At 57.0% G+C, this 13534-nt stretch carries 13 protein-coding genes; 8 read left to right on the top strand and 5 right to left on the bottom strand.

Annotated elements, in window-relative coordinates:
• Window positions 1-2: 2 nt before the first annotated feature.
• The 3 genes from MHM37_RS14205 to MHM37_RS14195 all read left to right on the top strand — a co-directional run bounded on the left by MHM37_RS14205 (window position 3) and on the right by MHM37_RS14195 (window position 3530).
• Complete coding sequence (locus MHM37_RS14205; protein ID WP_139528079.1) at window positions 3-593, top strand: CvpA family protein; 591 nt, start codon at window positions 3-5, stop codon at window positions 591-593.
• Between the two features lie 110 nt (window positions 594-703).
• Window positions 704-2224 (top strand): amidophosphoribosyltransferase, encoded by a 1521-nt coding sequence (gene purF / locus MHM37_RS14200; RefSeq protein WP_139528078.1) that lies wholly within the window; start codon window positions 704-706, stop codon window positions 2222-2224.
• A 106-nt stretch (window positions 2225-2330) separates the two neighbouring features.
• Window positions 2331-3530, top strand: coding sequence for an O-succinylhomoserine sulfhydrylase (locus tag MHM37_RS14195; protein ID WP_239297096.1), 1200 nt, complete (start codon window positions 2331-2333; stop codon window positions 3528-3530).
• 79 nt (window positions 3531-3609) lie between these two features.
• Here MHM37_RS14195 and MHM37_RS14190 read toward each other — a convergent pair whose 3' ends face one another.
• Window positions 3610-3888 carry a hypothetical protein gene (locus tag MHM37_RS14190; RefSeq protein WP_139528076.1) on the bottom strand — a complete coding sequence of 93 codons (279 nt, stop codon included), beginning with the start codon at window positions 3886-3888 and terminating at the stop codon, window positions 3610-3612.
• Window positions 3889-4219: 331 nt separating this feature from the next.
• Here MHM37_RS14190 and MHM37_RS14185 point away from each other — a divergent pair, with 331 nt between their 5' ends.
• The 3 genes from MHM37_RS14185 to MHM37_RS14175 all read left to right on the top strand — a co-directional run bounded on the left by MHM37_RS14185 (window position 4220) and on the right by MHM37_RS14175 (window position 6882).
• Window positions 4220-4777, top strand: a complete 558-nt coding sequence (locus tag MHM37_RS14185; RefSeq protein WP_139528075.1) for a cytochrome b — start codon at window positions 4220-4222, stop codon at window positions 4775-4777.
• 83 nt (window positions 4778-4860) lie between these two features.
• Window positions 4861-5445, top strand: coding sequence for a YceI family protein (locus tag MHM37_RS14180; RefSeq protein ID WP_153843897.1), 585 nt, complete (start codon window positions 4861-4863; stop codon window positions 5443-5445).
• Window positions 5446-5547: 102 nt separating this feature from the next.
• Entirely contained in the window at window positions 5548-6882 is a 1335-nt protein-coding gene (locus MHM37_RS14175) for an MATE family efflux transporter (protein ID WP_239379731.1), read from the top strand.
• A gap of 1 nt (window position 6883) precedes the next feature.
• Here MHM37_RS14175 and MHM37_RS14170 read toward each other — a convergent pair whose 3' ends face one another.
• The 4 genes from MHM37_RS14170 to MHM37_RS14155 all read right to left on the bottom strand — a co-directional run bounded on the left by MHM37_RS14170 (window position 6884) and on the right by MHM37_RS14155 (window position 11077).
• Window positions 6884-8368: an NCS2 family permease gene (locus MHM37_RS14170; RefSeq protein ID WP_239297098.1), complete on the bottom strand. Its 1485-nt coding sequence runs from the start codon at window positions 8366-8368 to the stop codon at window positions 6884-6886.
• 239 nt (window positions 8369-8607) lie between these two features.
• Window positions 8608-9798 carry an amino acid aminotransferase gene (locus MHM37_RS14165; protein WP_139528071.1) on the bottom strand — a complete coding sequence of 397 codons (1191 nt, stop codon included), beginning with the start codon at window positions 9796-9798 and terminating at the stop codon, window positions 8608-8610.
• Window positions 9799-10137: a 4a-hydroxytetrahydrobiopterin dehydratase gene (locus MHM37_RS14160; protein ID WP_239297099.1), complete on the bottom strand. Its 339-nt coding sequence runs from the start codon at window positions 10135-10137 to the stop codon at window positions 9799-9801. It lies immediately after the preceding gene.
• 28 nt (window positions 10138-10165) lie between these two features.
• Window positions 10166-11077: a GGDEF domain-containing protein gene (locus MHM37_RS14155; protein WP_153843893.1), complete on the bottom strand. Its 912-nt coding sequence runs from the start codon at window positions 11075-11077 to the stop codon at window positions 10166-10168.
• Between the two features lie 283 nt (window positions 11078-11360).
• Between MHM37_RS14155 and cobA the strand changes: the two genes are divergently transcribed.
• Together cobA and MHM37_RS14145 are read left to right on the top strand one after the other, a co-directional pair.
• A complete protein-coding gene (cobA, locus tag MHM37_RS14150; RefSeq protein ID WP_239297100.1) occupies window positions 11361-12179 on the top strand; it encodes a uroporphyrinogen-III C-methyltransferase in 819 nt (272 codons plus the stop codon).
• Window positions 12180-12327: 148 nt separating this feature from the next.
• Window positions 12328-13464: a kinesin gene (locus MHM37_RS14145; protein ID WP_153843891.1), complete on the top strand. Its 1137-nt coding sequence runs from the start codon at window positions 12328-12330 to the stop codon at window positions 13462-13464.
• The last annotated feature ends 70 nt before the right edge of the window (window positions 13465-13534 follow it).

The following is a 13534-nucleotide window of genomic DNA, read 5'->3' as shown; positions in this document are numbered from 1 at the left end:
CCATGGCTTTGACTTGGATCGATGCTCTGTTTCTAGCGGTTCTTGCGCTATCCATGCTGGCGGGGTTCGTGCGTGGCTTCGTACGTGAATCGTTGGGTTTGGCGGCCTGGGTAGTGGCGCTGATGGTGGCGCGCGTGCTGGCTGAGCCGGTGGCCGAGCTAATGAGCGGCTTTATCGATAGTTTCGATGCCCGTTTAGTGTTGGCGTTCGTGCTGGTGATTTTTGCCGTCATCCTATTATGTGGCATCGTCATCCGCGTGGTGCACGCGGCCGTCGAGTGGGTAGGCATGGGCCTACTGAATCGTTTTGCAGGGGCCGCGTTCGGTGTCGCCCGAGGGGCAGTGATTCTGCTGGTGGCCACCGTGTTGATCACGTTGACGCCCCTGGCAGAGTTACAGGCGTGGCAGCAGGCTTCGTTGAGGCCCACGTTCGTCGAGCTGCGCGATTGGGCGGTCAGTCAGCTCGACCAGTGGGAGCGCGAACTGCCCACGCCTCCCGAGTCGCTGCGCGATATTTCGCTACCCGAGCTGCGTCGCCCGCAGCCAACGCTCCCGTCAACCGGATCGGCGGACGAAGACTCGGGCGCGCTGTAAAGGGTGTTTGAATTCTCTTCACTGGTGCCCTGGGCGGTGCCAGTGTTTATCCGTTAGATGAACGTCGGGCTTGCGTCCGTAAGCCATGGTATCAAAGCGAGGTAACAGGAATGTGCGGTATAGTGGGCCTTCTGGCCAAGCAGGCGGTAAATCAGGGAATCTACGATGCCCTGACCGTACTTCAGCATCGGGGCCAGGACGCTGCCGGCATGATGACTTGGAGCGAGGGACGCTTCTTACTGCGCAAGAGTAACGGCTTAGTTCGTGACGTTTTCCATACCCGCCACATGGCACGCCTAAAGGGTAATCTGGGCATTGGTCACGTCCGTTATCCCACGGCTGGCTCTTCTAGCGAGGCCGAATCGCAGCCTTTCTACGTTAACTCCCCCTACGGTATCGCGCTTGCGCACAACGGTAACCTGACCAACTCCGAGCAGTTGAAGCAGGAGCTGTTTTCGACCGATCTTCGCCACATCAACACCAGCTCCGACTCCGAGGTGCTGCTGAACGTGTTTGCCCATGAGCTGGGCAAACAGGGCTTGCATCTAGAAGCAGAAGACATTTTCGATGCCGTCCGTAGAGTGCACCGGCGCTGCAAAGGCGGCTACGCGGCGGTCGCGATCATCAATGGCTTTGGCATGGTGGCGTTTCGCGACCCCCACGGCATTCGTCCGGTCGTCTTCGGTACCCGTCAAAATGCCGATGGCCAGGAGGTGATGATTGCCTCTGAATCCGTGGCGTTGGACGTTGGCGGCTTCGAGCTCGAGCGCGATCTGGCTCCTGGTGAGGCGATTTTCGTCGATATGCAAGGCCAGGTGCACACTCAGGTTTGCGCGGATCGCCCTCAGCTTCGCTCGTGCATTTTCGAACACGTCTACCTCGCGCGCCCCGACTCGATTCTGGACGGCGCCTACGTGTATGGCACACGCATGCAGATGGGGCGCAAGCTGGGCGACCGCATTCTGAACGAATGGCCGGACCACGATATCGACGTGGTCATCCCGATTCCCGATACCTCGCGGACCTCGGCACTCGAAATGGCGCAGCATCTCGGCGTGACCTACCGCGAAGGTTTCATGAAAAACCGCTATATTGGCCGTACCTTCATCATGCCGGGGCAGACCCAGCGCAAGAAGTCGGTGCGCCAAAAATTGAACGCGATCGATGTAGAGTTCAAAGGCAAGAACGTACTGCTGGTTGACGACTCCATCGTTCGGGGCACCACCTGTAAACAGATCATTCAGATGGCTCGCGATGCCGGGGCCCGCAAGGTCTACTTTGCCTCGGCAGCGCCGCCCGTGCGCTACCCCAACGTCTATGGGATCGATATGCCGGCGGCCACCGAGCTCATCGCCCACGGGCGTACCGAGGACGAAGTCGGCCAGTTGATTGGTGCGGACCGCATTTTCTATCAAGATCTGGAAGATTTGAAAGACGCCTGCCGTGAAGTGAATCCTGATATGGAAGCCTTCGACTGCTCGGTGTTCGATGGTAACTACGTGACCGGCGACATCGACGATGCCTATCTGGCCGTTTTGGAGGCGAGCCGGAATGATGCGGCGAAAGATCAGAGCGCGGGTGACCACGCGCTGGTCGATATGCATAATCAAGACGATGATCTGGACGATTGAGCGTGATGCTCTGCGGTGACGAGGTCATCGTAGGCATTCGGTTTGGTTGATGTGCACACGATGTGTGCAGCGTTACGATACAGCGGTTGGAATAAGGGGCTCTGCCATGCACGACGATAGCCACCAAGATGAGTGGTCGCTCGAAACGCTCGCTATTCGCGCGGGGCATCACCGTACGTTCGAGCAAGAACACGCTGAGCCGATATTCCCGACGTCGAGCTTCGTGTATGAGAGCGCGGCCGAGGCAGCACGCAAGTTTGGTGGCAAAGAGCCCGGTAATGTGTATTCGCGCTTCACCAATCCGACCGTTCACACCTTCGAGCGCCGGTTAGCGGCGCTCGAGGGCGGCGAGCGCTGTGTGGCCACCAGCTCGGGAATGTCGGCGATTCTCTCGACGGCGTTGGCGCTGCTATCGGCGGGGGATGAAATCGTTGCATCCCGCTCGCTGTTTGGCTCAACGGTCAGTCTGTTCGATAAATATTTGGGCAAGTTCGGTATCACCACCCGCTATGTCGAGCTGTCCAATTTGGCCGCTTGGGAAGCGGCGATCAGCCCCGCGACCAAGCTGATGTTTGCCGAAACGCCCTCCAATCCACTTTCCGAAGTGGCCGATATTCCGGCCCTGGCAGCGCTTGCCAAGCGCAGCGGTGCGCTGTTGGCTATCGATAACTGCTTTTTGACGCCCGCGTTGCAAAAGCCCATCGCGCTAGGCGCCGATTTGGTCATTCACTCCGCGACCAAGTACTTGGACGGACAAGGCCGCGCAGTCGGTGGTGCGGTCGTGGGGAAGCATGACGTATTGGAAGAGATCTTTGGCGTCGTGCGCACCTGCGGGCCGTGCATGAGCCCGTTCAACGCGTGGATATTCACAAAGGGATTGGAAACACTCTCGCTGCGCATGAAGGCACACTGCGACAATGCCCTGACGCTGGCGCGTTGGCTCGACCAGCACCCGGCGGTGAATCGCGTTTATTACAGCGGTTTGGAAGCCCACCCGCAGCATGCGCTGGCGAAACAGCAGCAGCAAGGTTTTGGTGCAGTGCTCGGCTTTGAAGTGAAGGGAGGGCAAGAGGGGGCGTGGCAGGTCATCGATGCCACGCGTATGCTCTCCATCACGGGTAATCTGGGGGATGTGAAAACCACTATCACTCACCCAGCGACCACGACCCATGGCCGTCTCTCCGAGGCACAAAAAGAGGCCGCTGGCATCGCGCCTGGGCTGATCCGTGTCGCGGTAGGGCTAGAAAGCCAAGAGGACATACAGCGCGATTTGGCGCGTGGCTTGGATGCGCTAGTAGCTCGCTAAGTCCATGACCTCGTAAGCTCACAAAAAACCCACCGTTAGGTGGGTTTTTTTGTTGCTCTAACGATCGTTGCGCGCAGGCTTATGAGGCATTGCGGTGCGGCAAGTCAGATTGCGCGATTTGGCTGTCGCGGTCGTTGGAGGCATGCGCTTCCGAGCTGGGCTCAGCCACGCGATTCTTGGCAGCGTCACCGTTCACGAGCGTCAAGTCTGCAGGCGTCATGTTAACGCTCTCGACACTGTAATTAGCCGAAGAGCTGGCGTGGACGATTTCGTTAAGCTCTGCGGAGCCTTGCTCGGCGAACGCGGCGGTGGACGACAATGCAACGGCGATGGCGGAAATAAGGGTCAATTTTTTCATCTGTCATACTCTCTATGGATAATAAAGTCGTTTTGGTCGCTGTGACGTTGTGCGTCAGGACGTGCACTAATAATAAGCGCACTAAACAAATAGTAAAATTGATTAAAATTGCAGGATTTGTTCGAATTTTTAAACTTTCGTCTAACGTGTTCGGTTGGGGTATGTCGCTGGCTGCGCATGACTAGAGGGCGAGATCATTAGCGGCGTAAGCAATGGTTTTTACGAACGAAGTATTCTGCTTTTTTCAGCAGAGTTTTTAGCGGTGAAACGGTATGCTCTTAACACATAAGATAAGAGCGACATGCGAGCAGTTTTACACGGGGAATCAAGGATGTTGCGGAACACGCGCAGCGGTTGGGGTGTCATTAGTATTCTTTTTCACTGGTTGAGCGCCCTGGCGATCGTAGGGTTGTTCATTTTAGGGTGGTGGATGACGGGATTGGGTTACTACGATCCCTGGTATAACCAAGCTCCCTGGATTCATCGTTCGATAGGTATTTTGCTACTTCTGGCTACCGCTGGACGGCTGGTATGGCGCTGTATACAGCCGACCCCTGCAGCAGAAGGGAATCGCCTCGAGCGAATGGCTGCGCACCTTGGCCATATAGCGCTCTACGTGCTGTTATTACTGGTGTTGACTAGCGGCTATTTGATTTCCACCGCTAACGGCCGTGGAATCAGTGTGTTTGGTTGGTTTGAAGTACCTGCGGTGCTGTATGACTTGCCCAACCAAGCAAGTCTGGCGGGAGACGTACATTGGTACAGCGCGCTGGCATTAATGGTGTTGGCTGGCGGCCACGCCCTGATAGCGTTGATACATCACTACCGCTATCGCCATGCAACGCTAAAACGAATGATGAGCCCGCGCTACAGCAAGACGAATTTGTGATGGGATGACCATTTTTTTGAACGCTGTTGGAGTTCTAACGTGGCTCCGATAGTGCCCACAAGGAAAGAGAGGAGATGGACGTTATGATGAAGAAAAGCGTAATGGCAGCAGCGGTAGCGGCAGCAGCACTGGTTCCACTGAGCCAAGCGCAGGCCGCCGATTATCAAATTGACACCGAAGGCCAGCACGCCTTTGTACAATTTAAAATCAACCACCTGGGTTTCTCCTACATTCTGGGTAGTTTTGAAGAGTTCGATGGTCAGTTCTCCTATGACGCCGACGATCTAGCATCCTCCTCCGTCGAGATGGAAGTGCAGGTAAACAGCCTGAACAGTAACCATGCCGAACGCGACCGCCATATTCTAAGCGGTGACTTCCTCAACGCCAGCGAATATCCCACGGCGACCTTCACATCGACCGGCTTCGAACCCACCGGTGACAACGAGGGTGTCGTCACCGGTGAGCTGACACTGCACGGCGAGACGCAAGAGATCGAAATGCCGGTCACGCTGATGGGAGAAGGTGAAGACCCCTGGGGTAACTACCGCGCAGGCTTCGAGGGTAGCACCATGCTGACCCTGGGCGATTTCGGCATCGACATGAGCGATTTCCCGGAAGCCATGCATGACGTCGAACTTTATGTAACGTTCGAAGGTATTCGCCAGTAAGCGATACCGTTCAAGAACGCCGCCACCCTTGCGGGTGGTGGCGTTTTTTGCGTTTAGCCTTTCCATTTTCTGACATTTAGGAGTCCGTTTTTGGCAGCAGTGATGCAACAACGCGAGTTGGCGATAACCCTATGGCGGCAGACCTGGCCAATGGCCATTGGGGTGCTGGCGCTATTGGGTTTTCAGCTTGTGGATAGTGCGTTCATCGCACGCCTGGGCACTGCGCCGCTGGCGGCGCAATCGTTTACCTTTCCGCTTTCGTTTCTGATCATTGGTATTCAGGTGGGCATGGGCATTGCCATTGCCGCGCTGATCTCTAGAGCATTGGGTGCTGAGCAACAGGCGAGAGCCAAGCGGCTCTCCTGCCTAGTGCTGATGGCTGGAGGGGGCGTGATTGCGCTACTTGCTCTGATACTGTGGTGGCTGGAAGTGCCGCTGTTTCGAATGCTGGGGGCAGATGACACGGCATTGAGCTACATTCGGGCCTACTGGGGGCCTCAGCTTTTGGCGGCTTGGTTAGGAGCCGTGCTTTATTTCATGTACAGCGTCTTTCGCGCCCATGGCGATACCCGTATGCCTGGGAAAATGATGGTCATCAGTAGTCTCATCAATCTAGCACTGGACCCACTGTTCATTTTTGGGGTGGGCCGTTGGGAAGGCTGGGGACTACCAGGAGCAGCGTGGGCGACCGCCGTGGCGTTTTCGGTTGGGCTGCTGCTGACGGGACGCAAATTGCATCGACGCCAGTGGGCCACGACCGACGCCATTGGCACGGAGGCGGCACACTCCTGGCGGCCTTTCATTGGCATTGCGGCGCCGGCCATGGTCAGCCAGTTGATGCCACCTTTGGCCGCCATGCTGGCCATTGCCGCGGTAGCGGGCCTAGGGGATACCCAAGTGGCGGCATGGGGGCTGGCGAGCCGTCTGGAAACGCTGTCGCTGATGGTCATACTGGCCATGACGATGTCGCTGCCTCCTTGGTTGGGGCGCTGCTACGGTGCGGGCGACTGGGGGCAAATCCAGCGGCTGCTGCGTTTGGCGTTGAAAGTGGCCGTAGTGTGGCAATTGAGCCTGGGCACACTGCTCGCGCTGGCATCGCCATGGGTAGCGATGGCCCTAGCGGGAACGCCCGAGGTACAAAACGAGCTGGCGCTACTGATTCGTTTTCTGCTGCCCAGCTACGCGGCACTAGGGGTGTGCATGCTGGTGGTGTCGGCGGGTAACGCGCTGGGTTGGCCGCTACGGGCCATGCTGCTGTCGAGCGCGCGGCTGTTCATCTGCTACTTGCCCTGTTTATGGTTGGGGGCACAGCTATTTGGCTGGACGGGCCTAGCCGCGGGGGCAGCCATCGGCAATTTGCTGGCTGGGTTGACGGCATGGGTGGTGTTGAAACGTATTCTCTCCCGCCCGCACCGGCAGGCGGGAGCCTCGCAATGAATCAACGCTTATCAGGGGCTTCTTGGAACGAGAAGTAGACGAACAGTAAGGCCATCGCCAAATAGCCCATGACGAACTCCGGTGCGGCGTTGAAGGCGAGCTTGGGCGCATGCATCAAACCGACGAACGAGAAGCCTGCGGCAATGACGGCAAAGGCTGCTGCTCGGCGAAACTGATGGTCGATCACCGAGACGGTCATGGCACCTAAGAAGATGGCCATGAACATGGCACCTTGGCCCATGACGACGATGGCACTGGAAATGTCGCTTACCACCTCGCCCGCCCCTCGGTTGAAACGGGTCATGACGTAGTTGGCAAAGTAGGGCAGCATGGCCAGCGCAATGGCCGGGTAGTAGCGCGTGTCGTTGGCTTGGAACGCCGTTGCGATCATCGACATGCCGACGAACACTAAAATCGGCGCAACGACAGAGACGGGAATGATCGCAGCCAGCGCGGCGATGAGGCCGAACATGGTCGCCAGCGCGTAAACCGCCCCGTTGAGCAGGCTGTAGCCGCGCCCTGCGCCCATCCATTTCGCACCTACCGTGGCAATATAAACCGTCGTTGGGAACACGCCACCAAATAGTGCCCCGATCATGGTACCTGCACCATCCACTGCCTGGCACTCGCGCACGTCATACTTGTCGCCAGCGGCCTCCATGGCTTCGACATTGTTCATCGTCTCTATGGCGTTATAGAGCGTGATGGGCAGTACCACGGTCAGCACGGCCAGCATGCCGGTGAACAGAAGGCCCAGCCCCTCGAACCAAGCGAGGTTGGGGAGTAGCGGGTAAAAGCCGAGATGCGTGAACGCATCGCTGAAGCGCTCGCTACCCGCATCGCCAATCAGGTAGGCCATGACGGTGCCCACCACGATAGCGAACAGCGATGTCGGTAGTTTGAAGGGCATGCTAACGCGGGCCACCAAGCCAACGATGATGATCCCCAGCACCAGCAGGCCAATGACCGGCATCTCCAAGGTTTTGAACAGCATTTCACCGGCAATGAAGGTCAGCGCTACGCCCGCTACGGCCCCCAGCATGGCGGCTCGGGGTAGGTGGTACTGCGCCCAACGGCCAATGATACTAATCACCGCTTCTATCGCGCCGCTGATGAAGCACGCGGCAACCGCTACTTTCCAGGCCAGTTCGGCATCGCCGGTGAGCTGTTTGGCAGGCAATAGAACGCCAAACAGGAAGACGAACATGACGGGGGTCGAAATGCCGTAGGAGAGGGCAGTAACGTCGCTACGGTTCTCTTTTCGTGCGAGCCTGGCGGCGCTCCAGGCGTAGTAAAAGTTACCGACCATGACTGCGACGGCGGCGCCGGGTAGCACCTGGCCATACACGATCGACGTGGGAAACCCCATGCCTAACATCGTAATCGCGATGATGACGAAGTTAGCGATATTGTTCTGAAAGAGCGCAAAGAATGCGTCGGTATCTTCCTTTTTGTACCACGGGTAATGAGTGCCAGCAGCCGCCATGTGATGCCTCTTGGTTATGGTGTGTTGTATACAAGGCTACGCTGAGTGTGCCGAAAGTTTGACTGATCGGTCAAGCGCTGCGTTGTATCGGACGCCGCGCGGGCGCCCCAGGCTCTGGCGGCGAAAGCGCAATTGTACACAACCTTGGCCAAGGGGTTGATAACCTTATGGCTTTTCTTGTGAGTGACCAACGAAAACGCCCAGGCGATGGCCTGGGCGTTGTGGTGGTATGCGGTGGATTAGTCGTTGACTGCCGCGATCGCTTTGGCGAGGTAGGGGAGATTCTCGTGTGAGAATCCCGCGACGTTGGCACGACCAGAGCGAACCATGTAAATGCCGAACTCGTCACGCAAACGGTCGACCTGTTCCGGTGTCAGGCCAGTGTAAGAGAACATGCCGCGCTGCTCGGCCACACAGGCGTACTTTTCATCTAAGCCGTAAGGCTTCAAAGCCTCGACGAAGTCGCGGCGCAGTGTGTTGATGCGGTCGCGCATTTCGGTCAGCTCTTCACGCCACAGGGCGGAAAGCTCGGTATCGTGCAAAATCTCGCTGACGATCGCGCCACCGTGAGCGGGCGGGTTGGAGTAGTTCTCACGCGCCACGATAGCCACCTGGGAACGCACGTTTTCCATTTGCTCGGCGTCTTTAGCGATTAGAATCAAGCAGCCGGTACGCTCGCAGTAAATACCGAAGTTTTTGGAGCAGGAACTGGTGATGATCACCTCATCCAGATGCTCGGCCAACAGACGAACGCCGTAAGCGTCTTCGTCCAAGCCTTCCCCGAAACCTTGGTAAGCGAAGTCGATCAACGGCAGCAGCTGGCGCTCCTTCAGTACGGTCAGAACCTCTTGCCACTGCGACTGGGAAAGGTCGAAGCCGGTGGGGTTGTGGCAGCAGGCGTGCAGTACGACGACATCACCCTCAGGGATTTTCTTAAGCGCGGCTAGCATGCCGTTGAAATCCAGCCGGTTATCCGCGTCGACATAAGGGTATTTGTGCAGCTCGATCCCCGCTGACGTAAAAATGCCGTGGTGATTCGGCCAAGTCGGATCGCTTACCCAGATGCCTTTGCCCGGCAGTTGACTGGCGACGAAGTCGGCCGCGAGACGCAGCGCACCGGTACCACCTGGCGACTGAGTAGCGCTGGCACGGTTGGCTTTGAGTACCGGTGAGTCCGAGCCCAGCACCAACGGCAGCACGGCTTCACCATAAGCGGGAGCGCCGTGCGAGCCAATGTAGGTCTTGGTGGATTCATTCTTGAGCAGGCGAGCTTCCGCTTCCTTGACGGCGCGCATGACCGGCGTGTTGCCAGCGGCGTCGCGATATACGCCAACACCCAGATCGACTTTCTGCGGGTTGGTATCTTTTTTGAAAGCTTCGATCAGCCCGAGAATGGCGTCTCCAGGGACTCGCTCAATTTGCTCAAACATTTATTCGGCTACCTCGTCGGTTCTGGCGGCAAGAATGAAGTCGTTAAGATGCAGGCCGTTTATTTCATGGGACCACCAAGTGACAGTGGTTTTGCCCCATTCGGTGATCAAAACAGGGTGGTGACCCGCCTGCTCTGCGACATCGCCAACACGTTGGCTAAATGCTAGCGCGTCGGCAAAGTTACGAAACGTGAATTGTCTCGATAGCTTCATGATGCCATCGTGTTCGATAATCTGCCACTCTGGAAGTGCCTTGAGATGCGCTTGGCATGCCTCATGAGAGAGTGGCATGGCGTTTCCGCTGCAAGGTTCGCACTGTGATTTTGCTAGCGATGTCATGGGAATGCCTCCTGTTGAAGTCGTCTCTTCAGGGTAGAAGGCATACGCAGTCGCGACCAACCTCTTTGGCGCTGTAGAGAGCCCGGTCGGCCCGATCGATCAAAGTGACCAAAGGCTCCCCGCAGTGATACTCCGCCACGCCAATACTCAATGTGACGCTGCCCTGCCCGATACCAAAATCGTGATCGGCGATGGTTTGGCGTAAGCGGTCCGCAAGCTTATGGCATTGCTGCAGCGAGGTGAGCGGCAGCACTACCATAAACTCTTCTCCTCCTAGCCGGGCGAGCATGTCTTCGCAGCGCAGTAGTGACTGGGCCATCATCGCCAACTGTTTCAGGACGTTGTCGCCCTGCAGATGCCCCCAGCGGTCATTGAGCTGTTTGAAATGGTCGATATCGATCATCATGATCGATAGCGGCGTGCCGTGGCGGGCGCTCATCGAAGCTAAGTGGGTGAGCTGTCCCATCAATTTGCGCCGATTGGGCAGGTTGGTGAGCGGGTCGGTATCGCAGAGCTTACGTAGCCGCTGCTCTTCGACGACTTGGTCGGTGATGTCCATCATTAGCCCATTCCATCGCACTCCTGATGCGATGGGCTCAGGGTTGGCACTTACCGCAATCCAGTGCGGCTTCTCTTCAGGGAAGGGAAGCCGAAAACGCGTATTGAGCGGGAGCATCCAGCGCGCGGAGCGCTCGATGGCCGACATCACTTTGGGATGGTCGTGGCCGGTGAGTTGCTCCAGCAGCAGGCTGGCATCTTCGGCGAGCTGCTGTTTGTCGACATAGGCTAACGCCATCCCACCCCCCTCAAGATAGGGAAAGTTCATATGGCCGCTATGGGAGCGGTAGAACTGAAAAATGACCCCAGGAATACGGGATACGAGACTATCGGCACTGGCGGGTATGTCGATAGACGGTGCGGCTAGGTCATTCACGGGCATGCGTGAATCTCCGGTTTTTATGCCTGTTGTAAGTTAGCCGTGAAGGTTAGCGGTAAAAACGTAAACAATATGTAAGCCATTGCTGACAATTTAGCGGTTTTTAATACTTTTTGGTCATTAAAACTGATATTTATATTCCATTTGTATGGATGTGACGCGAAAATAAGGGTTCTGCGTAAGCGTGGTCTTGTTCATTCTTTTCTAAAATATCATTAGATTCAAAATTTCACGGGTGATGGCTTTGAATACGCAACGATCAAATGGGGCTCTTCCCGAGGCTGACGTGCTTGAGTCCGCGCAACGGCAGATTGGGCGCGTCAGTCTGATTGGCGCAGGGCCCGGCGACCCAGATTTATTGACGTTGAAAGCCTACAAGCGGCTACTGAGCGCCCAGGTAGTGCTGTATGACCGTTTGGTAAGCGATGAAATTTTGGCGCTGTTACCCGCCGAAGCGGAGCGTTATTACGTGGGTAAGGCTCGCTCCTCCCACAGCGTACCGCAGGGGGAAATCAACCAATCGTTGGTGACTTGGGCTCGACAGGGCAAGCAGGTGATTCGCCTAAAAGGGGGGGATCCGTTCATTTTTGGGCGTGGGGGCGAGGAGCTTGAAACACTGGTGGCAGCGGGTATCCCTGTGGAAGTGGTTCCAGGTATCACGGCGGCGTCCGGCTGCGCTGCGTATGCAGGTATTCCGCTGACCCACCGTGATCACGCGCAGTCTGTCCGCTTCGTGACGGGGCATTTACAGGAAGGAGAGTTTTCGCTGGATTGGGCGACGCTGGCGCAGCCGGGCCAGACGCTGGTGTTTTACATGGGATTAAGCAACTTAGCTTCCATTTGCAACGCCCTGACGGCTCACGGCCTGCCCCCTACCACGCCGCTGGCGTTGATCGAACAAGGCACGACCCAGCAGCAGCGAACCCATGTGGGAACATTGACGTCTTTGCCAGATAGCTTTCAGCGTGGGGAGATCCAACCGCCGGCGTTGCTGATCATTGGTAGCGTCGTCTCTCTTCATCAGACGCTTTCGTGGTTTGAGCGCCACCATGGTGTATCGGCTGGGTTTTCCCAGGGAAAGCATCACCGTTTGACGAGGGGATAGACGATTGAGCGCTTCGTCGGGTGGCGTTATGACCTGCGCTGTGTATGCTAGTAACGAATAGATTCATAAAGCCACGACCTGATCACCATCTTGCTACCTGTCACTAACGCTGCTGATATAAGCAGCCAAGCGAAAAGAGGGACGCAGCATGTCAGAAGCCAATCACTCCGATTCGAACACGCCTGCTCACAAGCCGGATATGAAAACGCTTTTCCAGGATAACCGTGTGAAGGGTATCGCTGGGATTGCTGCCATTGCCGTGATTTGGGCCATCATGGCGCAATCCAATTCAGGCACCCATCAAGAGCGCGTCGAGACCTTGGAAGGTCAACTGGCGAGTGTCGAGCAAGAAAATACGGAGCTAAGCCAGCGCCTATCGGAAGTCGAACAGGCGGAAGCTGACTTGACCGCTATGCGCGATGAAATGGCGTCGTTGGAGCAGCAGCAGGCAGACGCAGCGGCTAGTCTTGAGTCGGCTCAAGAAGATGTCAGCGGTGTCGAGACCCGTTTGCAAGAGTTAGAGAGCCAGCGCGAGACGCTACAACAGGAAGTCTCGGCACTGGAGGAGCAGCTTGCTAGCGCCGAGAGCGAGCTGCAGAGCTTACGTGAAGAGCGTGATCAAGTCGTTAGTGAGCGTGACGAAGCACAGTCTTCTCTGCAGCAGGTAGAAGAGGCGCGACAAAGTGCGGAAGAGGCGCGTCAGCAGGCTGAGTCTGCCCGGCAGCAAGCAGAAGAGCAGCGCCAACAAGCCGTGGAGGACTTGAGTGCCGCGGAGAGCGAACTTAGTGAACTCGACAGTCAGGTAAGCGATGCCAACGACCGTTTGGCTACGCTCGAAGAGGAAATAGCCACCCAGGAGAGCGAGCTGCAATCCCTCCAAGAAGAGCGCGATAGCGTGATGCGCGAGCGGGATTCGCTGCAGTCTGAGGTGGATTCACTTACCCAACTGCGTGAAGAAGAGCAGCAAAGCCTCGAACAGGTGCGCACCGAAATGGATGACCTCATGGTGGCCCTGGACATCGGCCGCGATGAAGTCGCGAAGGTCGAAAACGATATCGAAGCCCGTCAAGAGCAGCTCGCGCGTCTGGAAACGCAGCTCAGCGAGTGGCGAGACGAGCTGTCGACACTCGATGAGCGCCTCCATGTCGATGACCCAGCCTCGGGGGACGTGCCAAACCTCACGGGCGAGCAGCAAGCTCAGCAAGATGGGGAAGATAGCGCTAGTGGGGCAGAAGGAGAAAACGCTCAGGCGGATGAAGCAGAGAGCCAGCAGAGCGGAAGCTAAGTCGTTAAACCAAAAAATCATTCCTCTGACGCAAGCGGATGCGGGGGTTCCCCGCATCCGCTTCTGTTTG

The sequence above is a fragment of the Halomonas sp. MMH1-48 genome (assembly GCF_022348105.1).
In the GTDB taxonomy this organism is placed as follows: Bacteria; Pseudomonadota; Gammaproteobacteria; order Pseudomonadales; family Halomonadaceae; genus Vreelandella; species Vreelandella piezotolerans.
Note: the sequence above shows the minus strand (reverse complement) of the source record. Positions and strands in the feature narration are given on the sequence as shown.

Coding starts and splice junctions, on each gene's coding strand:
- MHM37_RS14165 (WP_139528071.1), bottom strand. CDS start 9,798: ATGTTTGAGCAAATTGAGCGAGTCCCTGGAGACGCCATTCTCGGGCTG.
- MHM37_RS14170 (WP_239297098.1), bottom strand. CDS start 8,368: ATGGCGGCTGCTGGCACTCATTACCCGTGGTACAAAAAGGAAGATACC.
- MHM37_RS14180 (WP_153843897.1), top strand. CDS start 4,861: ATGATGAAGAAAAGCGTAATGGCAGCAGCGGTAGCGGCAGCAGCACTG.
- purF (WP_139528078.1), top strand. CDS start 704: ATGTGCGGTATAGTGGGCCTTCTGGCCAAGCAGGCGGTAAATCAGGGA.
- MHM37_RS14205 (WP_139528079.1), top strand. CDS start 3: ATGGCTTTGACTTGGATCGATGCTCTGTTTCTAGCGGTTCTTGCGCTA.
- MHM37_RS14160 (WP_239297099.1), bottom strand. CDS start 10,137: ATGACATCGCTAGCAAAATCACAGTGCGAACCTTGCAGCGGAAACGCC.
- MHM37_RS14145 (WP_153843891.1), top strand. CDS start 12,328: ATGTCAGAAGCCAATCACTCCGATTCGAACACGCCTGCTCACAAGCCG.
- MHM37_RS14185 (WP_139528075.1), top strand. CDS start 4,220: ATGTTGCGGAACACGCGCAGCGGTTGGGGTGTCATTAGTATTCTTTTT.
- MHM37_RS14195 (WP_239297096.1), top strand. CDS start 2,331: ATGCACGACGATAGCCACCAAGATGAGTGGTCGCTCGAAACGCTCGCT.
- MHM37_RS14155 (WP_153843893.1), bottom strand. CDS start 11,077: ATGCCCGTGAATGACCTAGCCGCACCGTCTATCGACATACCCGCCAGT.
- MHM37_RS14175 (WP_239379731.1), top strand. CDS start 5,548: ATGCAACAACGCGAGTTGGCGATAACCCTATGGCGGCAGACCTGGCCA.
- MHM37_RS14190 (WP_139528076.1), bottom strand. CDS start 3,888: ATGAAAAAATTGACCCTTATTTCCGCCATCGCCGTTGCATTGTCGTCC.